Source organism: Delftia sp. HK171, assembly GCF_001886655.1.
Classification (GTDB): Bacteria; Pseudomonadota; Gammaproteobacteria; order Burkholderiales; family Burkholderiaceae_C; genus Comamonas; species Comamonas acidovorans.
Genome location: NZ_CP018101.1, coordinates 2308577 through 2327015, shown reverse-complemented (window position 1 = coordinate 2327015; position 18439 = coordinate 2308577). Strand labels below are relative to the sequence as shown.

Annotated in this window: 15 protein-coding genes; 8 read left to right on the top strand and 7 right to left on the bottom strand. The window is 66.6% G+C overall.

The features are described 5' to 3' along the window. Positions 1–40: 40 nt before the first annotated feature. Genes BO996_RS10570 through BO996_RS10560 form a run of 3 tightly spaced genes read left to right on the top strand, consistent with a single transcriptional unit; the run spans position 41 to position 2643 of the window. Entirely contained in the window at positions 41–580 is a 540-nt protein-coding gene (locus BO996_RS10570) for a TRAP transporter small permease subunit (RefSeq protein ID WP_013803617.1), read from the top strand. A gap of 42 nt (positions 581–622) precedes the next feature. Beyond that, on the top strand, positions 623–2185 hold the full coding sequence (locus tag BO996_RS10565; RefSeq protein ID WP_013803618.1) for a TRAP transporter large permease: 1563 nt from the start codon (positions 623–625) through the stop codon (positions 2183–2185). Further along, positions 2182–2643 (top strand): hypothetical protein, encoded by a 462-nt coding sequence (locus tag BO996_RS10560; protein WP_013803619.1) that lies wholly within the window; start codon positions 2182–2184, stop codon positions 2641–2643. The genes BO996_RS10565 and BO996_RS10560 overlap by 4 nt, the downstream gene beginning before the upstream one ends. An 83-nt stretch (positions 2644–2726) precedes the next feature. Here the strand turns inward: BO996_RS10560 and BO996_RS10555 are convergent, their stop codons facing one another. The 5 genes from BO996_RS10555 to xseB all read right to left on the bottom strand — a co-directional run bounded on the left by BO996_RS10555 (position 2727) and on the right by xseB (position 8366). Continuing rightward, positions 2727–3806, bottom strand: a complete 1080-nt coding sequence (locus tag BO996_RS10555) for a TRAP transporter substrate-binding protein (RefSeq protein ID WP_013803620.1) — start codon at positions 3804–3806, stop codon at positions 2727–2729. 159 nt (positions 3807–3965) lie between these two features. Beyond that, the gene (gene dctP / locus BO996_RS10550) at positions 3966–5060 is read right to left on the bottom strand and encodes a TRAP transporter substrate-binding protein DctP (RefSeq protein WP_013803621.1); all 1095 of its coding nucleotides are present in this window, start codon (positions 5058–5060) and stop codon (positions 3966–3968) included. Positions 5061–5250: 190 nt separating this feature from the next. Further along, positions 5251–7131: a 1-deoxy-D-xylulose-5-phosphate synthase gene (gene dxs / locus BO996_RS10545; protein ID WP_034391284.1), complete on the bottom strand. Its 1881-nt coding sequence runs from the start codon at positions 7129–7131 to the stop codon at positions 5251–5253. A gap of 39 nt (positions 7132–7170) precedes the next feature. Beyond that, the gene (locus tag BO996_RS10540; RefSeq protein WP_012204164.1) at positions 7171–8121 is read right to left on the bottom strand and encodes a polyprenyl synthetase family protein; all 951 of its coding nucleotides are present in this window, start codon (positions 8119–8121) and stop codon (positions 7171–7173) included. A gap of 8 nt (positions 8122–8129) precedes the next feature. After that, entirely contained in the window at positions 8130–8366 is a 237-nt protein-coding gene (gene xseB / locus BO996_RS10535; RefSeq protein ID WP_012204163.1) for an exodeoxyribonuclease VII small subunit, read from the bottom strand. Between the two features lie 340 nt (positions 8367–8706). Here xseB and BO996_RS10530 point away from each other — a divergent pair, with 340 nt between their 5' ends. The 5 genes from BO996_RS10530 to flhC all read left to right on the top strand — a co-directional run bounded on the left by BO996_RS10530 (position 8707) and on the right by flhC (position 13328). Continuing rightward, a complete protein-coding gene (locus BO996_RS10530; protein ID WP_012204162.1) occupies positions 8707–9846 on the top strand; it encodes an aromatic ring-hydroxylating oxygenase subunit alpha in 1140 nt (379 codons plus the stop codon). 351 nt (positions 9847–10197) lie between these two features. Continuing rightward, entirely contained in the window at positions 10198–11103 is a 906-nt protein-coding gene (locus BO996_RS10525) for a DMT family transporter (protein ID WP_063326876.1), read from the top strand. Positions 11104–11196: 93 nt separating this feature from the next. After that, positions 11197–12111 (top strand): sulfurtransferase, encoded by a 915-nt coding sequence (locus BO996_RS10520; protein WP_071954689.1) that lies wholly within the window; start codon positions 11197–11199, stop codon positions 12109–12111. A gap of 320 nt (positions 12112–12431) precedes the next feature. Then, positions 12432–12758: a flagellar transcriptional regulator FlhD gene (flhD, locus tag BO996_RS10515; RefSeq protein ID WP_012204159.1), complete on the top strand. Its 327-nt coding sequence runs from the start codon at positions 12432–12434 to the stop codon at positions 12756–12758. Positions 12759–12785: 27 nt separating this feature from the next. Then, positions 12786–13328: a flagellar transcriptional regulator FlhC gene (flhC, locus tag BO996_RS10510; protein ID WP_012204158.1), complete on the top strand. Its 543-nt coding sequence runs from the start codon at positions 12786–12788 to the stop codon at positions 13326–13328. A gap of 51 nt (positions 13329–13379) precedes the next feature. Here flhC and BO996_RS10505 read toward each other — a convergent pair whose 3' ends face one another. Continuing rightward, positions 13380–15485: a PTS sugar transporter subunit IIC/EAL domain-containing protein gene (locus BO996_RS10505; RefSeq protein ID WP_071954688.1), complete on the bottom strand. Its 2106-nt coding sequence runs from the start codon at positions 15483–15485 to the stop codon at positions 13380–13382. A gap of 102 nt (positions 15486–15587) precedes the next feature. Next, on the bottom strand, positions 15588–18437 hold the full coding sequence (ppc, locus tag BO996_RS10500) for a phosphoenolpyruvate carboxylase (RefSeq protein ID WP_013803627.1): 2850 nt from the start codon (positions 18435–18437) through the stop codon (positions 15588–15590). Between the last annotated feature and the right edge of the window lie 2 nt (positions 18438–18439).

Genomic DNA, 18439 nt, shown 5'->3' with positions numbered 1-18439 from the left:
CCAGCGGGCCTATTTTTTTGTTCATACAAGGAGAGCAAGCGTGTCAGGACTCCTCAAATTCGCCATGGGCATGGACTGGGTATCCACCAAACTCAGCAAGGTCGCGGGCTGGGCCGTGCTCGCTGCCGCACTGATCTCCGCAGGCAATGCGGTCACGCGCTACGGGCTGGACATGAGCTCCAACGCCTGGCTGGAGATCCAGTGGTACCTGTTCGGCACCACGGTGATGCTGGGCGCGCCGCTGGTGCTCAAGCTCAACGAGCATGTGCGCGTGGACATCATCTACGGCAAGCTGCGCGGCAAGGGGCCGGTCTTCGTGGACCTGTTCGGCCTGATCTTCTTCCTGCTGCCGGTGATGGGCCTGCTCACCTGGCTGACCTGGCCCTTCTTCTGGAACATGTTCGTGACCAAGGAGATGTCCGGAAACATCGGCGGTCTGATCCGCTGGCCCGCCGGCCTGCTGCTACCCCTGGGCTTTGGCGCCATGTTCCTGCAGGGCGTGGCCGAGATCATCAAGCGCGTTGCCTATCTCAACGGCAGCTACGCGATGACGACGCACTACGAGAAGCCGGTTCAGTAACCCCGGCCCAGCTCCCACCGACTTCTCCAGGACGACACCAGAATGCACATGGAAAACTTTGCCCCGATCATGTTCACGGGGCTGATCGTGATCATGCTGATCGGCTTCCCCGTCGCGTTTTCGCTCGCGGCGCTGGGCCTGTTCAGCGGCTTCTTCGCCATCGAAATGGGTTGGTTCCCCGCCAACTTCATGTCCACCCTGCCGATCAACATGTTCGGCATCCTCTCCAATGACCTGCTGCTGGCCATCCCCTTCTTCACACTGATGGGCGCGGTGCTGGAGAAATGCGGCCTGGCCGAGGACATGCTCGACTCCATGGGCCAGCTGTTCGGCCCCGTGCGCGGCGGCCTGGGCTACTCGGTCATCATCGTGGGCTTCATCCTGGGCGCCATCACGGGCACCGTGGCCGGCCAGGTGATCGCCATGGCCATGATCTCGCTGCCGGTGATGATGCGCTATGGCTACAACATGCGCTACGCAACGGGCGTGCTGGCGGCCTCGGGCACCATCACGCAGCTGGTGCCGCCCTCGCTGGTGCTGATCGTCATGGCCGACCAGCTCGGCCGCTCGGTGGGTGACATGTACAAGGGCGCCTGGGGCCCGGCCATCCTGCAGGTGCTGATCTTCGCCATCTACACCTTCATCCTGGGCCGCATCCGCCCCGAGTACGTGCCCGGCCTGCCCCGCACGGCACGCACCCTGCACGGCTGGGCGCTGTGGGGCAAGTGCCTGCGCGGCATCATTCCCTCGGCCATCCTGATCTTTGCGGTGCTGGGCTCCATGGGCGGCCTGCCCTTCATGGACCATGCCATCGCCACGCCCACCGAAGCCGGCGCCATGGGCGCTGTGGGCTCGTTGATCCTGGCGGCCATCCACAAGCGCCTGAACTGGCAGCTGCTCAAGGAGGCCATGGACGGCACCATGCGCCTGACGGCCATGGTGGTCTTCATCCTGATCGGCTCGCGCGTGTTCTCGCTGGTGTTCCAGGGCGTGGACGGCGCCATCTGGATCGAGCACATGCTCACCGACCTGCCGGGCGGCCAGATCGGCTTCCTGATCGTGGTGAACATCTTCATCTTCTTCCTGGCGTTCTTCCTGGACTTCTTCGAGATCGCCTTCATCATCTTGCCCCTGCTGGGCCCGGTGGCGCACAAGCTGGGGATCGATCTGGTCTGGTTCGGCGTGCTGCTGTGCGTGAACATGCAGACCTCGTTCATGCACCCGCCCTTCGGCTTTGCGCTGTTCTACCTGCGCGGCATCTCGGACACGCTGTTCAAGGAAAAGCGCATTGACCGGCCCGTCAAGTCCAGCGACATCTACATGGGCTCCATTCCCTGGGTGGTGATGCAGCTGATCCTGGTGGCCATCGTGATCTTCTTCCCGCAGACCGTGACCGTCTTCCTCGACAAGGAGGTGGTCGTGGACCTGGACAAGGTCCAGCTGGAGATGCCGGCCGACATGCAGCCGCAGGGCGGCAGCATCGACCTGGACAATCCGTTCGGCGCGTCCGCAGATACACCGCCCGCCGATACGCCACCCGCTGACACGCCCGCAGCGCCCGATGCTGCACCGGCTCCGGCTGAACCGGCAGCGCCCGCGCAATGACGCAGGAGCCGTCCACTGCGGCGCTGGAAAGCGCCGCCTACCCTCCGCTGGTGCGCGTGATGGCCGTGGCCATCGTGCTTGCACTGGCGGCCTTCGCTGCCTGGTCGGCGCCCGCATTGAGCGATGCGCAATGGTCGTTCGCCAGCCTGAGCACCTATGCGCTGGCCGCCGTGCTCATCGCCTGGGTGGGCTGGTGGATGGTCTTCAGCCGCACCCGATACCAGGACGGCGAGCTGACCCAGACCTGGCTCTGGGACAAGCGCGTGCAGGCGCGCGAGGTGGCCACCTTCAAGATCGTGCACTGGCCCTGGCTGCAGGGCTTGGTGGCGCCGCGCATGCTGGTGCGAAGGCGCAACGGCTCCATCGCCTGGATGCATTCGGCCGACCCGCGCCTGCTGGTCGCCTTCGGCGAAGCCGTAGTGCAGCAAGGCATGCAGCCCGCAGCGGCACAAACCTGAAGCCGCGCCAAAGAAAAAGCCCCGCTGGTATTGCGCCAGCGGGGCTTTTTTGTCGCGCAGCAGGCCTTGCGGCCTGCCTGCGCTCACAGCTTCTGTTGCTGCATGAAGCGGTCGAAGGTGCCTTCGGTGAAGCGGAACCAGGCGTTCTGGTCGGCCAGGAACTTGGCGTAGTCGGTGTAGACCTTCTTCCACTCGGGATTGGTGTTGTTCAGGTCGGCATAGATCTGCTGGGCCGACTTGAAGGCGGCCGTCATCACGTCCTGCGTGAACGGGCGCAGCTTGGTGCCCGAGCCCACCAGCTGCTTGATGGCAACGGGGTTCTTGGCGTCGTACTTGGCCAGCATGGTCACGTGGGCGTGCGAGGCGGCAGCCTCCACCACGGCCTTGTATTCGGCCGGCAGGCCTTCCCAGGCCTTGGTGTTGATGTAGAAGTCCAGCTGCGGACCGCCTTCCCACCAGCCGGGGTAGTAGTAGAAGGGCGCGACCTTGTTGAAGCCCAGCTTCTGGTCGTCATAGGGACCCACCCATTCCAGCGCGTCGATCGTGCCCTTTTCCAGCGCGGGATAGAGGTCGGCGCCGGGGATGGACTGGGGGATCACACCGAAGGGCTCCAGCACCTTGCCCGCAAACGGGTTGGTGCGGAACTTCAGGCCCTTGAGGTCGGCGACCGACTTGATTTCCTTGCGGAACCAGCCGCCCATCTGCGCGCCCGTGTTGCCGCCGGGCAGGTTGATGATGTTGTACTTGGCGTAGAACTCGCGCATGAGCTTGAGGCCGTTGCCCTCGTACATCCATGCGTTCATCTGGCGGGCGTTCAGGCCGAAGGGAACAGCGCAGCCCAGGCAGAAGGTAGGGTCCTTGCCGTAGAAGTAGTAGGGAGCGGTGTGGGCCATTTCCACGGCCGCGCTCTGCACGCCGTCCACCACGCCGAAGGCCGGCATCAGTTCGCCGCCTGCGTGCACCGAGATCTGGAACTTGCCGCTGGTGGCTTCGCTGACCTTCTTGGAGAAGACTTCCGCCGTGCCGTAGATGGTGTCCAGGGACTTGGGGAAGCTCGATGCCAGGCGCCAGCGGATCGCCGCTTGCGCATGCACGGCGGGGGCTGCACCAGCAGCCAGGATGCCGGCGATACCGGCGTTTTTGAGGATGGAACGACGATCCACTTCACTCTCCTTGATGAACGGAATTTCTGGGCGGGCTGCCAATCTGTGTCAGCTTGTATGACCGCCTGAAAATGTACATGAGGAGAGGGCAGGCACCGCCCCCAAATGGGCTGTGCCTTCTAGGAACTTCTACCTACGAAACGCCCGCAACTCTCGCGCTCACAGCCGCACCACGCTCATGTAGCTGCTGTAGCGGAATTCGGAAAAACGGTCCCACAGCAGCTGGTCGCGCTGGAAGCTGCGCAGGCTGTGGTGGATCTTCTTGAACTGGGGTGACTTGGCGTCGTTCTCGGCCAGCACTTCCATGGAGGCCTTGAAGCCCGCATCCATGAAATCCTTGGGAAAGGCGCGCAGCTGGACCTTGTCGCCCAGCAGCTTCTTGAGGGCCCCAGGATTCAGCGCCACATAGCGCGAGGTCATCTCGCGCGCGGCCACGGCGGCAGCGGCATCGACCATGGCGCGGAACTCGGGCAGCAGCGACGCATAGGCCTTGGTGCTGATGAAGAAGGACAGCTCGGCGCCACCCTCCCACCAGCCCGGGTAGTAGTAGTAGGGGGCGACCTTGCTGAAGCCCAGCTTCTGGTCATCGTAGGGGCCGACGAATTCGGCCGCGTCCAGTGTGCCCTTCTCCAGTGCCTGGTAGGTGTCGCCCACGGGAATGTTGTGGGCGACCACGCCCAGCTTGTGCATGGTGTCGCCGAACAGGCCGCCGCCTAGGCGCATGCGCAGGCCCTTGAGATCGGACAGGGTCTTGATCTCCTTGCGGAACCAGCCGCCCATCTGCGTGCCGGTGTTGCCCGCGCTCAGGCTCTTGATGCCGTACTGGGCATAGAAGTCGTCCATGAGCTTGCGGCCGCCGCCGTGCTCCATCCAGGCGTCCATCTGGCGCGCGGTCAGGCCGAAGGGAATGGCGCAGCCCAGCGCGAAGATGTAGTCCTTGTCGGTGAAGTAGTAGGGTGCCGTCAGCGCCATCTCCACGGTGCCGTTCTGTATGCCATCGACGACGCCGAAGGCCGGCATCAGCTCGCCGGCAGGGTGCACGCTGACCTCGAACCGCCCGGCAGACAAGGCCTTGAGCGTGCGCGCAAAGGTCTCGGCCGAGCCCAGGATGGTGTCCAGCGACTTGGGAAAGCTCGCAGCCAGCCGCCAGCGCACCGTGCCTGCCGCCGCATCCTGCGCGTGGACTGCGGGTGCGGCCGCCGCTGCCAGCACGCCGGCCATGCCTGCATGTTTGATGAGTGAGCGACGGTCCATGGATGGCTCTCCCTGATGGCCTTTTTCAGCAAAAAAAACGCACGTCTGCACGTGCGTTCGCTACTGTAGCAGGCGCCAGCCCTGCCAACGGTCCCGCAGCGCGCCTGAAGAGGCTCCCGCAGGCCGCCCGGCGCCAGCTGGCGCGGCCTGCGGCGCATCTGACGGAAAGCTTGCGGGGCGCCAGCCCTGCTCAGGCCACGGCACGCTCGGGTGCCAGATGGGCGCGGACCGAAGCCTCGATGCCCGCCGCATCCAGGCCCTGCAGGGCCAGCAGCTTGGCGGGATCGCCGTGCTCGATGAACTCGTCGGGCAGGCCCAGCTGCAGCAGCTGTCGCGTGATGCCGGCGGCCTGCAGCGACTCGGCCACGGCGCTGCCTGCGCCGCCCATGATGCAGCCCTCTTCCACGGTGACGATGAGCTCGTGCGTGGAGGCCACCTGGCGCAGCAGTTCCTCGTCCAGCGGCTTGGCCCAGCGCATGTTGACCACGGTGGCGTCCAGCGCCTCGGCTGCGGCCAGGGCCGGGTACAGCAGGGTGCCGAAGGCCAGGATGGCGACCTGCTTCTTGGCAGACTCGCGGCGCACCTCGCCCTTGCCGAAGGGCAGGCCCTCCAGGCTCTCCAGCGGCGCCACACCCACGCCCGCGCCACGCGGGTAGCGCACGGCCACGGGATGGTCCTGCTCGTAGGCCGTGGTCAGCAGCTGGCGGCATTCGCGCTCGTCGGCCGGGCAGGCCATGCTCATGTGCGGAATGCAGCGCACGAAGGCGATGTCATACGCACCTGCGTGCGTGGCGCCATCAGCGCCGACCAGGCCTGCGCGGTCCAGCGCAAAGACCACGGGCAGCTTTTGCAGCGCCACGTCGTGGATCAACTGGTCGTAGCCGCGCTGCAGGAAGGTGGAGTAGATGGCGACCACGGGCTTGAGGCCCTCGCAGGCCATGCCGGCCGCGAAAGTGACCGCATGCTGCTCGGCAATGCCCACGTCGTAGTAGCGGCCCGGAAAGCGCTTGTGGAATTCCACCATGCCCGAGCCCTCGCGCATGGCGGGGGTGATGCCCACCAGGCGCTGGTCCTTGTCCGCCATGTCGCACAGCCAATGGCCGAAGACCTGGGTGAAGGTCTGCTTCGGGGGCGTGGCCGGCTTGACCAGGCCCACGCTGGGATCGAACTTGCCGGGGCCGTGGTAGGCCACGGGATCGGCCTCGGCCAGCTTGTAGCCCTGGCCCTTCTTCGTGACCACGTGCAGGAACTGCGGGCCCTTGAGGCTCTTGATGTTCTCCAGCGTGGGGATCAGCGAATCGAGGTCATGCCCGTCGATGGGGCCGATGTAGTTGAAGCCGAAGTTCTCGAACAGCGTGGCCGGCACGACCATGCCCTTGGCCTGCTGCTCCAGCCGCTTGGCCAGCTCCAGCAGCGGAGGCACCTGCTTGAGCACGCTCTTGCCCATGTCGCGCGCCTTGGCGTAGAACTGCCCGCTCATGAGCTGGGCCAGGTAGCGGTTGAGCGCGCCCACGGGCGGGCTGATGCTCATGTCGTTGTCGTTGAGGATGACCAGCAGGTTGGCATCGGTCACGCCGGCGTTGTTAAGCGCCTCGAAGGCCATGCCGGCCGTCATGGCGCCGTCGCCGATGACGGCGATGGCGCGGCGGTCCTCGCCCTTTTGCTTGGCAGCCAGGGCCATGCCCAGGGCGGCCGAGATGCTGGTGGAGGAGTGCGCCGTGCCGAAGGTGTCGTACGGGCTCTCGGCGCGCTGCGGAAAGCCCGACAGGCCGCCGAACTGGCGCAGCGAGGCCATGCGCTCGCGCCGGCCCGTGAGGATCTTGTGCGGATAGGTCTGGTGGCCCACGTCCCAGACCACGCGGTCGTAGGGCGTGTCGAACACCGCATGCAGCGCCACCGTCAGCTCCACCGTGCCCAGGTTGGAACTCAGATGCCCGCCGGTCTTGGAGACGCTGTCGAGCACATAGGCACGCAGTTGCTGGGCCAGGGTCTTGAGTTCGGCACGCGACAGACGCCTCAGATCCGCGGGATCGTCGATGGTCTGCAGCAGGGAGTAGGTGTTCGTGGTCATGCTAGGTATCTTGGAGCGGCAAGGCCGCGGTCCGTATTGTCAGTGGGTGCGGCTCACCACCATGTCGGCAAGCGCCGCCAACGCGCGGGTATCAGGCAGGCCGCTGCGCGCCAGCGCCGCGTGCGCCAGGGCGCACAGCTCGTCGGCATGGGCGCGGGCCTGGTCCAGGCCCAGCAGCGAGACGTAGGTCGGCTTGTCGTTGGCCGCGTCCTTGCCGGCCGTCTTGCCCAGGGTGGCCGAGTCGGCCACCACGTCGAGGATGTCATCCACCACCTGGAAGGCCACGCCCAGCGCCTGCCCGTAGTCGGACAGCGCCTGCCAGGCCTGGGCATCCACGCCCTCCTTGCAGGCCGCTCCCATGAGCACGCTGGCATGCAGCAGGGCGCCGGTCTTGAGGCGGTGCATCTCGCGCAGTTGGGCCTCGCTCAGTTGCAGGCCCACGCTGGCCAGGTCGATGGCCTGGCCACCGGCCATGCCCTGCGCGCCTGCGGCACGGCCCAGCAGCCGGCACAGCCGCGCCTGCAGGGCGTCAGGCATGCTGCCGGCCTGATCGGGCTCGGGAACGAGCAGCTCGAAGGCCAGCGCCTGCAGCGCATCGCCAGCCAGCAGGGCCGAGGCTTCGCCGAACTGCACATGCACCGTGGGCTTGCCACGGCGCAGCACGTCGTTGTCCATGCAGGGCATGTCGTCGTGCACCAGCGAATAGGCATGGATCAGCTCCACCGCGCAGCCGGCACGCACGGCCGCGGGCTGCAGGCCATCGACGGCCTCCGCGGCGGCCCAGACCAGCAGCGGGCGCAGGCGCTTGCCGCCATCGAGCACGGCGTAGCGCATGGCCTCGCCCAGGCCCGCAGGCGCATCCACGCCCACCCATTGCGACAGCGCGCTTTCGGTGCGCGCCAGGCGATCGGTCATCCAGCAGGGGAAATCCAGCGCGCCGGGGCCGGCCGGCTGGGAAACATCGGAAGCGCAAGTCATCACGGCACTCATGGCAATCTTCAATCCTGGCTCCACGGGGCCAGCGTCCCCTCGTCAAGCACCTTGACCTGTTCCTGCACCGCGTCGAGCTGGCCGCGGCAATAGCCGAGCAGCTGCGCCGCGCGCTGGTAGCCTGTCAGCATCTGCTCCAGAGGCAGCTGGCCCGACTCGATCTGCGCGATGAGCTGCTCCAGCTCCTGCAGCGCGGATTCGTAACTGGTGGGCTCGGCAAGAGCCTTGGGAGCAGCCTTGGGCATGGTGCGATGGCGGTGCGTTGTGGGGAACCGACGATTCTAGGCGCCCCTCCGTGACCGTGCCGCCAATAACCGGACAGCCCTTGACAGGCGGCATCCGGCGCGCGCAATACACGTACCGGGCATCCGGAAATAACCCCACGGGCTATAATCCCATTCCCCGTCAAACCGGCCCCTTGCCTGGGCATACGGTCGGGCTCATCGACAAGAGACAGCGCCTCGGGCGCCGCTTCTTTTCACGTCGTGAAGCCTGCCTCCATGTCCAGGAACGGCCGGTTTTGCTTTTTCCAATCCCGTGCGCACGCGCACCCTCCCTGTGGGGAGTCTTTAGGTCAGGTCACCCATGTCTGATTTAAGTCTTCAACTGCAGCAGGCCGCAAGCCAACTACCAGTTTCCAGTTACTTCGACCCTGCGTTGTTCCAGCGCGAGTTGGAGACCATCTTTCAACGCGGCCCGCGCTACGTGGGCCACCAACTGGCCGTTCCCGAGATAGGCGACTACTACGCCCTGCCCCAGGAAAAGGAAGGCCGAGCTCTGGTGCGCAACGCCAGGGGGCAGGTGGAGCTGATCTCCAACGTCTGCCGCCACCGCCAGGCCGTGATGCTCAAGGGCCGGGGCAATCTGATGACCGAAGGCAAGGGCCATGCGGGGGGCAACATCGTCTGCCCGCTGCACCGCTGGACCTACAGCACCAGCGGCGAGCTGCTGGGCGCACCGCACTTCAGCCACGATCCCTGCCTGAACCTGAACAACTACCGGCTGCGCGAGTGGAACGGCCTGCTGTTCGAGGACAACGGCCGCGACATCGAGTCCGACCTGGCCGGCATGAAGCTGCGCGAGCAGCTGAGCTTCGAGGGTTTCGTGCTCGACCATGTCGAGATGCACGAGTGCAACTACAACTGGAAGACCTTCATCGAGGTCTACCTCGAGGACTACCACGTGGGCCCCTTCCACCCGGGCCTGGGCAACTTCGTGACCTGCGACGACCTGCAGTGGGAGTTTGCCAAGGAGTACTCGGTGCAGACCGTGGGCGTGGCGCCCGGCTTTGCCCAGCCCGGCTCGGACACCTACAGGAAGTGGCACGACGTGCTGCTGGCCTACCGCAACGGCGAGCTGCCCGAACGCGGCGCGATCTGGCTGACCTACTACCCGCACATCATGGTGGAGTGGTATCCGCACGTGCTCACGGTCTCGACCCTGCACCCGCTGGCGGTGGACCGGACGCTGAACGTGGTCGAGTTCTACTACCCCGAGGAGATCGCGGCCTTCGAGCCCGAATTCGTGCAGGCGCAAAAGGCCGCCTACATGGAGACCTGCATCGAGGACGACGAGATCGGCGAGCGCATGGACGCCGGCCGCAGGGCCTTGTACGAGCGCGGCGACAACGAGGTCGGCCCCTACCAGAGCCCCATGGAAGACGGCATGCAGCACTTCCATGAGTGGTATCGCGGCGTGATGGGTGACGCAGTCCCCGCACGCTGATCTGCTCCGGCTCTCCCGACGGCCCGCATTCGTGCGGGCCGTCTGCATTAGGCCGTCTGCATTAGGCCGTCTGCATCGGGCCGCTTGCAGCGGGCCGTCAGTATTGAGCGGCAGGCCAACTGCACAGCTCCTCTGAATGCAAGCGCCCTGATGTGCCCAATGGGCAGGGCTGGCGGCGGCAATGCATCCCGAGGCAAGTCCAATGTCTTGGCTTATGCAATACAGTTCCTTGCGCGTGTCCCTGCCACGGCCCTGGGCCGTACGCAGCCAGGCGGCATGCGCCAAAAACAAAACCCAACCCTTTTCTCGTCCAGCGCCGCGGCCCTTGTGCGGCTCTATCCGGTCATTTATATGCAAGCCCTGTGGATGGTGGCGGCCGCATTCGTTTTTGCGGTCATGAGTGTGTGTGTGAAGTTCGCCTCCCAGGATTTCAACGCGGCGGAAATCGTCTTCTACCGCGGGCTGGTCAGCATGGTGGCGCTGTGGTGGCTGGCGCGCCACCAGGGAATCTCGCTGGCCACGCGCTATCCGCGCGAGCATGCCTGGCGCAGCTTCGTGGGCGTGACTTCCATGGGCGCCTGGTTCTACTCCATCGGCCATCTGCCGCTGGCCACGGCCGCCACCTTCAACTCCATGAGCAGCATCTGGATGGCGGTCTTTCTGATCGGCCAGGGCCTGCTGCTGCGCCACCAGCTGCGCCGCCAACCCGAATCGCATGCGCTGCGCGCGCTGCCGCCGTTTCCCTGGAGCCTGGTCGCCACCGTGGCCCTGGGCTTCGTGGGCGTGATCCTGGTGCTGCGCCCCAGCGCGGCGCCGCAGGAATTCGTGGCCAGCGCGGGCGGCCTGATCGGCGGGGTGTTCGCCGCCATGGCCTATATGCAGGTGGCCACGCTGTCGCGCATGGGCGAGCCCGAGGCGCGCGTGGTCTTCTATTTCGCACTGGGCTCGGCCGTGGCCGGCGCCCTGGCCATGTGCTTTACGGGCGTGTCCGTCTGGCCGGGCTGGCGCGCGCTGTGGCTGCTGCCCGTGGGCGTGCTGGCCGCCGTGGCCCAGGTCTGCATGACGGCGGCCTACGCCTCGGCCAGCAACAGCCGCAACACCCTGGTCGTGGCCAACCTGCAGTATTCGGGCATCGTCTTCGCGGCCCTGCTGAGCTTGGCGATGTTCGGCGAAAGCGTGCCGCTGATCGGCTGGGCCGGCATTGGCCTGATCGTGGCCAGCGGCGCCCTGGCCACGGCCCTGCGTTCGCGCGGCTGACGCCGCCGGCCCGCCTGGGGCCGTCGCATAATGGATCGGATCTTTTGCCGCAGGCGCACCACCGCCTGCACAGGCCTTCGGAGTTCCGCATCCATGACTTCCAACACCCCCTACCAGACCCACCAGACCCTGATCTCCGTCCAGGAGCTGGCCGCGCTGCAGGCCAGCGGCCGTCCGCTGATGGTCTTCGACTGCAGCTTCGACCTGACCCAGCCTGCGGCCGGCAAGGCCCAGTACCTGCAGGCGCATATTCCAGGCGCCGTCTTCGCCGACCTGGACCATGACCTCAGTGCCAAGCATGGCGTGCCCGGCGCCCATGGCAGCGTGGCGGCCAGCGAGCAGGCCGCCTCGGGCGGCCGCCATCCGCTGCCCAACCGCGAACGCTTTGCCGTGTGGCTGTCCAGCATCGGTTTTTCCAACGACATGCAGGCCGTGGTCTATGACCGCAATGGTGCCAACCACTGCGGGCGCCTGTGGTGGATGCTGCAATGGGCCGGCCATGGCGATGTGGCCGTGCTCGATGGAGGTCTCCAGGCCTGGCAGGCCGCAGGCCAGCCTGTGGCATCGGGCGAGGAAAGCGCGCGCTTCCAGTCCAACTTCGAGCTGCGCGAGCCGCTGCAGCAACTGGCAACGGCGCAGCAGGTGCTCGATGCACTGGGCAGCGCAGGCCAGACCGTGGTCGATGCACGCGCCCCCGCCCGCTACCGCGGGGAGGTCGAGCCGCTGGACCCTGTGGCCGGCCACATCCCGGGCGCACTCAACCGGCCCTTCACCGAGAACATCGCCGCCGACGGCCGCTTCAAGCCTGCCGCCCTGCTGCGCGCGGAGTTCGAACAGCTGCTGGCAGGCCGCGATCCGGCCAGCGTGGTGCACCAGTGCGGCAGCGGCGTGAGCGCGCTGCCCAACCTGCTGGCGATGCGCATTGCGGGGCTGCCGCCTGCAAGGCTGTTCGCGGGCAGCTGGAGCGAGTGGTGCAGTGACCCGAAGAGGCCGGTGGAGCGCGGCTAATTCGGCTTATGCCTCCCCTTGGGGAGGCTGCACAATGACAGCACTGTGTCAAAAGGCCGACATGCAACAACACCACTGCAGCGGCCTGCTCCCAAGCCCCCAGACGGCGGGGCCTGAGCGAAATCGAGTCATCCAAACCTTGCTACAGGTGTAAGGTAAATCTTACAAACGCCGTCTCACAACCAGACATCCGGCGCAGACCTGCCCCGACTTCAACGGCGAAGGGCCCTCCTCCACAATCCATCTCAACAGATCGCAACAGGTTGAACATCTTGTTTCTACCCGGGCGTTGCGGCTGCCGAGATGCAAAGGATGGTCCTATGAACAATGAACAGCTGCTTGCCGAAATCCGCGAAGCCAACCTCACTTACCTGATGCTGGCCCAGACCCTGATCCGCCAGGACAAGGCCGAAGCGGTGTTCCGCCTGGGACTGAACGAAGAATCGTGCGACCTGCTGGCCGCACTGTCGGCAGCCCAGGTGCTGAAGCTGGCCTCGCGCAACACCTTGCTCGCCAGCTTCCGGGTGGACGACGAAATGGTCTGGAGCTTGCTGACCAACCACAGCAGCAACAAGATCGGCAACGGTGCGACCAACACGCTGCACGCCAACATCCTGATGGCCAGCCGCGTCTCCGAAGTCCTCTGATCCGCCTGAAGAACTCTGGAGCCCGCCATGTCCACCCCCGCCAAAAGTGTCCTGAACGAGTCCAAGCAGATCGAGCGCGCCGCCATGCTCATCGAAATGGGTGCACGCATGCAGGTGCTCGAATCCGAGACCACGCTGTCCTACGAGCGCCTGATCCGCCTGTACAAGGAGATCGCCGGCAAGTCGCCTTCCAAGGGCCAGCTGCCGTTCTCGACCGACTGGTTCCTGACCTGGCAGGAGAACATCCACAGTTCGCTGTTCCTGAATATCTACGAATACCTGTCCAAGGGCGCCGAGCTGGATGCCGTTGAACAATTGACCAAGGCCTACCGTCTCTATACCGAGCAGATCCAGGCCGCCGAACTGGAAGCGCTGCTGTCCTTCACCCGCGCATGGCGCCTGGTGAAGTTCGTCGACGCGCAGATGCTGACCCGCACCCAGTGCACGGTGTGCAAGGGCCAGTTCGTGACCGAGCCCTACGAGAACGAGCGCCACTACCAGTGCGGCCTGTGCAATCCGCCCGCACGCGCCGGCAAGAGCAAGAGCGCCGGCTCGCTGATGCTGCACTGATGATCTGCACTGCGCATCGCACCCGCGATGCCGCCACAGGAATCCAGGAATCTAGACCGTCCCGCCTGCCCTGGCGGCGCAGTCCCTGGCGAACTGCGGCAGTTTCTCGCCCGGCAGGGCGCGGCTGAAGTACCAGCCCTGCACCAGCAGATCGCCCTCGAAGCCCAGGGACTGCAACTGCGCCTCGGTCTCCACGCCCTCGGCCACCACGTTCAGCTGCAGCGCCTCGCAAAAGCGCAGCAGGCCGTCCAGCACCAGCTCGCCCTTGGCATGGCCGCTGGCCACGACGAAGCTGCGGTCGATCTTGATGGCATCCACATCGAACTGGTGCAGGTAGCTCATGGACGAGAAGCCGGTGCCGAAGTCATCGATGGACACCTTGGCGCCCAGCGCATGGATCTGCCCTATGGCGCGGCGGATCGCCTCCACGTCGCCCACCATTTCTTCCTCCGTGATCTCCACGCCGACCTGCCCCTTGGCCTGGGCCAGCAGCAGCATCAGGCGCGAGCAGTGCTCGGGCGAGGTCAACGTGGCACCCGACACATTGATGCTGATCGGCATAGCAAAGCCCTCCTGGCGCCAGTGCCGGCTCTGGCGCACGGCAGCGCCCGCCACCCACAGGTCCACCTCGCGCATCAGCCCCGCATCGGCCAGCCAGCGCAGGAAACTGCCGGGCTGCTGCAAGCGGCCCTGCGCGTCCCGCGCGCGCAGCAGGGCCTCGCAGCCCAGGCACAGGCCGCTGCGGTGCGAGACCTGGGGCTGGAATTCCAGGTGAAACTCGTACTCGCTGATGCGACGGATATGCGCCAGCATGGTCTCGCGCCGGGCCTGCGCCTGGTGCGCCTGCACCAGCGGATCGCGCACGATCAGGCCGGCCTCTTCGGGCAGGCGCGAGAACGTGGTGTCCAGCGCGTGCAGCACGATGGCACCGTCGTCCTGGCCCAGCCGGTCGATGGCCCGCACGTAGGGCGCATAGATCAGCGCTCCCAGGGCCGTCAATGCCAGTTGCAGCACCACGGCCGCCATGTCCCCGCCCGTGCTCACATAGGCATTGAAGACCACGGGCGCAGTCAGCGGCAGCACCATGGAGGCCGGTGCCACCCAGCCGGCCTGCACCACCGTGACGGCCACGACCAGGTTGATGGCGGGTACCGCGAGAAACGGCACGAGCAGGCGCAGGTTCAGGATGATCGGCAGCCCGAACAGCAGGATCTCGTTGACGTTGAGCAAGGAGATGGGCAGCGCCGCCAGCGCCAGCACGCGCAGGCCCCGCCCCCGGCAAAACAGCAGCACGGCCAGCGCCAGCGACAGCGTTGCGCCGGAGCCGCCGATGAAGACGAAGGAGCCCATCAGCCCGCCGCTGAGCGCCCAGGGCGCCTGCAGCCCCTGCGCCATCGCGGCGGCATTGGCCACCACCGCCTGGTCCAGCACCTGGAAGAAGGGCTGCATGGCGTAGTAGCCCTGGACGCCGAAGAACCAGAGCACGGAATTGAGCAGTGCCAGCGTCAGCCCGCTGCGGTAGGGGTTCTCGGGGCCCGCGATGGCCAGCGGCAGTTCGGCCCGCGTGATATCCGGCAGCACCTGTTGCAGGCCCAGCAGCAGCAGCACGAGCAGCACGGCGACAAGGGCGCCGGGAACGACGAGGTTCATGACCTCGCGCACGTTCTCGCTCACGAAGCCGGTGCGCGCGATGCGCGTCCAGCGCAGCCGGCTCAGGCGCGCCATCAGGGGCACGGTGATCAGGGGGGAGGCTATGGAGATGAACAGCACCAGGGTGGCCGCCGCGCGCGGATGCTCGCTCAGCAGATAGATGGCCATCTGCACATGCGCGAAGCACAGAAAGGTCACCGGCAGGCGCGGCAGCCGGTGGCGTATGGAGAGCATGTAGCCGATGGATGCGGCCACCAGCAGCGGCAGGATGCTGCCGATCTCCGCGTGCAGGCCCGCAAGCACCCGCACCACGGGTTCGGGCTGGCCGGACATCTGCGCCAGCGCCGACAGGATGAGGAACAGGGCCGAGACCAGCAGACAGGGAACCAGCCAGAGCAGGCCCTCGCGTATGGCCCGCATGGAGTTGGCGCCGGCCAGCCTGGCCAGGCGCTGTGTCAGGAACAGTTGCACGTCCGGAAAGCCGGCCCGTGACCTCTTGTTGCCCATGGCTCCCACCCTTTTCTTCCCGGCAGAAGTCAGGCGCTCCTGTCCGGAGCACATCGTACAACGCCGGCCGCAAAGGGCTGTTGCGGCCTCCAGAGAGCAGGATCAGCCCGTGTTGCGCACCCCGGCCGCGATGCCGTTGATGGACAGGTGGATGCCGGTCTTGATGCGCTCATCGGTCTGGCCAGCGCGCCAGCGGCGCACCAGCTCCACCTGCAGATGGTGCAGCGGATCGATGTAGGGGAAGCGATGGCGGATGGAGCGCGCCAGCGCTTCGTTGTGGGCCAGGCGCTGCTTGTCGCCCGTGATGCGCGCCAGCGCATCGACGGTGCTATGCCACTCGGCCTCGATGGCGCTGAAGATACGGCGGCGCAGGCGCGCGTCCGGCACCAGGTCGGCATAGCGCGAGGCCAGGTTCAGGTCGCTCTTGGCCAGCACCATGTCCATGTTGGACAGCAGGGTACGGAAGAACGGCCACTGGCGGTACATCTTCTGCAGCAGGGCCAGCTGGGCCTTGCCATCCTTGCCCGGCTGGTCGATGAAGGCCTTGACCGCGGCGCCAAAGCCGTACCAGCCCGGCAACGTGAGCCGGCACTGGCCCCAGCTGAAGCCCCAGGGAATGGCGCGCAGGTCCTCGATCTTCTGCGAGGGCTTGCGCGAGGCCGGGCGCGAGCCGATGTTCAGCTCGGCAATCTCGCGGATGGGCGTGCTGCTGAAGAAGTAGCTGGTGAAGCCGGGGGTCTCGTACACCAGGGCGCGGTAGGCGCCCATGCTGGCGTCGGACAGGAAGGCCGCCGCATCCAGGAAGGCGCGCGTGGCCGGCTTGGTCGGCTGCAGCAGCGTGGCCTCCAGCGTGGCGGCCACCAGGGTCTCCAGGTTGCGCCGGCCGATCTCGGGGTTGGCGTACTTGGAGGCGATGACCTCGCCCTGCTCGGTCAGGCGGATCTGGCCACGCACCGTGCCCGGGGGCTGGGCCAGGATGGCCTGGTAGCTGGGGCCGCCGCCCCGGCCCACGGTGCCGCCGCGGCCATGGAACATGCGCAGGCTGATGCCATGGCTGTCGGCCAGCTCGTCGAACAGCTCGACCAGCGAGATCTCGGCGCGGTACAGCTCCCAGTTGCTGGTGAAGATGCCGCCGTCCTTGTTGCTGTCGCTGTAGCCCAGCATGATGTCCTGCTCGCCGCCGCTGCGCTGCACCATGGCCGCCACGCCGGGCAGCTGGAAGTAGCGGCGCATGATGGGCGAGGCGCTGCGCAGGTCGCCAATGGTCTCGAACAGCGGCACGACGATCACATCGCAGATGGCGCCGTCGTCCAGCGTGCCGCGCAGCAGCCCGGCCTCCTTTTGCAGCAGCAGCACTTCCAGCAGGTCGCTGACCGACTCGGTGTGGCTGATGATGCAGTGGCGTATGGCCTCGGCGCCCAGGGCCGCGCGCAGGCGGCGCGCGGTCTCGAAGATGGCCAGTTCGCCGCGCGCATGCTCGGAATAGTCGGCGCCCACCACGCGCAGCGGCCGCGCCTCTTCCAGCAGGCGCACCAGCAGGGCGCACTTGGCGTCTTCCTGCAGGCCCGAGTAGTCGGGCTCCAGGCGCGCGGCAGCCAGCAGCTCGGCCACCACTTCCTCATGCTTGTCCGAGCTTTGGCGCAGGTCCACCGTGGCCAGGTGGAAACCGAAGACCTGCACGGCGCGCATCAGCGGGCGCAGACGCTGGGGCGCCAGCACCTCGCCGTGGTTGCGGCTCAGGGAATCATCGATGACGCGCAGGTCGGCCAGGAACTCCTCGGGCGAGGCATAGGCGTTCTGCGGCGCCACGGCGTGGCGCGCGGCCTCGCCGCCCGTCAGCCCCTTGAGCGTGGCCGCCAGGCGCGCGTAGATGCCGGTGAGCGCGCGGCGGTAGGGCTCGTCGGAGCGGTGCTCGTTGGTGTCGGGCGAGCGCTCTGCCAGCGCCTGCATCTCGGTGGACACATCGGTCAGGCGCTGGGACAGCGACAGCTCGCCGCCCAGGTAGTGCACCTCGCGCAGATAGTGGCGCAGGGCCACGTCGGCCTGGCGTGACAGCGCCAGCTCCAGGCTCTGGGCCGTGACATTGGGGTTGCCGTCACGGTCGCCGCCGATCCAGTGGCCCATGCGCAGGAAGCTGTGCACGGGCAGGGTGTTGCCCAGCTCCTGCTCCAGTTGCGCATACAGCTTGGGGATCTCGCGCAGAAAGGTGGCTTCGTAATAGGACAGCGCGTTTTCGATCTCGTCGGCCACGGTGAGCTTGGAGTAGCGCAGCAGGCGTGTCTGCCACAGCTGGCTGACACGGGCGCGCAGCTGGGCCTCGTTGCGTTCCAGCTCGCGCGGGGTGAGCGCGTCCTTGGCGCTGTTGTACAGCTGGGCGCGGGCCACGATGTCCTCGCGTGCGGCCAGCAGTTGGGAGATGTCGCGCTCGGCCACCAGAATGCTCTGGCGCTGCACTTCCGTGGGGTGGGCCGTGAGCACGGGCGCCACATAGCTCTTGGCCAGCGTCTGCGCCACGGTACCGGCCGAGATGCCGGCCCAGCGCAGGCGCGCCAGCGCCACTTCGATGCTGCCTTCCTGGGTGTTGCCCGCGCGCTCGTGCACGGCGCGGCGGCGGATGTGGTGGCGATCCTCGGCGAGGTTGGCCAGATGGCTGAAATAGGTGAAGGCGCGGATCACGCTCACCGTCTGGTCCGTCGTCAGGCCCTTGAGCAGACGCTTGAGCGCGCGGTCGGCGGTCTCGTCGGCATCGCGGCGGAAGGTCACCGACAGCTGGCGCACCTGCTCGATCAGCTCGAAGGCCGCCACGCCTTCCTGCTCGCGGATCACATCGCCCAGAATGCGCCCCAGCAGGCGTATGTCCTCGATCAGCGGCAGGTCCTTGTCCGTCTTGCGGACAGGCTTGTCATCACGCCTGTCATCTCGCGCATTGCTCTTGCGGGGGGCGGTGGCCATCA

What these genes read in the sequence shown, in the direction of transcription:
- BO996_RS10565 (WP_013803618.1), top strand. Translation starts at nt 623, where the DNA reads ATGCACATGGAAAACTTTGCCCCGATCATGTTCACGGGGCTGATCGTG.
- BO996_RS10560 (WP_013803619.1), top strand. Translation starts at nt 2,182, where the DNA reads ATGACGCAGGAGCCGTCCACTGCGGCGCTGGAAAGCGCCGCCTACCCT.
- dctP (WP_013803621.1), bottom strand. Translation starts at nt 5,060, where the DNA reads ATGGACCGTCGCTCACTCATCAAACATGCAGGCATGGCCGGCGTGCTG.
- dxs (WP_034391284.1), bottom strand. Translation starts at nt 7,131, where the DNA reads ATGACCACGAACACCTACTCCCTGCTGCAGACCATCGACGATCCCGCG.
- BO996_RS10540 (WP_012204164.1), bottom strand. Translation starts at nt 8,121, where the DNA reads ATGAGTGCCGTGATGACTTGCGCTTCCGATGTTTCCCAGCCGGCCGGC.
- xseB (WP_012204163.1), bottom strand. Translation starts at nt 8,366, where the DNA reads ATGCCCAAGGCTGCTCCCAAGGCTCTTGCCGAGCCCACCAGTTACGAA.
- BO996_RS10530 (WP_012204162.1), top strand. Translation starts at nt 8,707, where the DNA reads ATGTCTGATTTAAGTCTTCAACTGCAGCAGGCCGCAAGCCAACTACCA.
- BO996_RS10525 (WP_063326876.1), top strand. Translation starts at nt 10,198, where the DNA reads ATGCAAGCCCTGTGGATGGTGGCGGCCGCATTCGTTTTTGCGGTCATG.
- BO996_RS10520 (WP_071954689.1), top strand. Translation starts at nt 11,197, where the DNA reads ATGACTTCCAACACCCCCTACCAGACCCACCAGACCCTGATCTCCGTC.
- flhD (WP_012204159.1), top strand. Translation starts at nt 12,432, where the DNA reads ATGAACAATGAACAGCTGCTTGCCGAAATCCGCGAAGCCAACCTCACT.
- flhC (WP_012204158.1), top strand. Translation starts at nt 12,786, where the DNA reads ATGTCCACCCCCGCCAAAAGTGTCCTGAACGAGTCCAAGCAGATCGAG.
- BO996_RS10505 (WP_071954688.1), bottom strand. Translation starts at nt 15,485, where the DNA reads ATGGGCAACAAGAGGTCACGGGCCGGCTTTCCGGACGTGCAACTGTTC.
- ppc (WP_013803627.1), bottom strand. Translation starts at nt 18,437, where the DNA reads ATGGCCACCGCCCCCCGCAAGAGCAATGCGCGAGATGACAGGCGTGAT.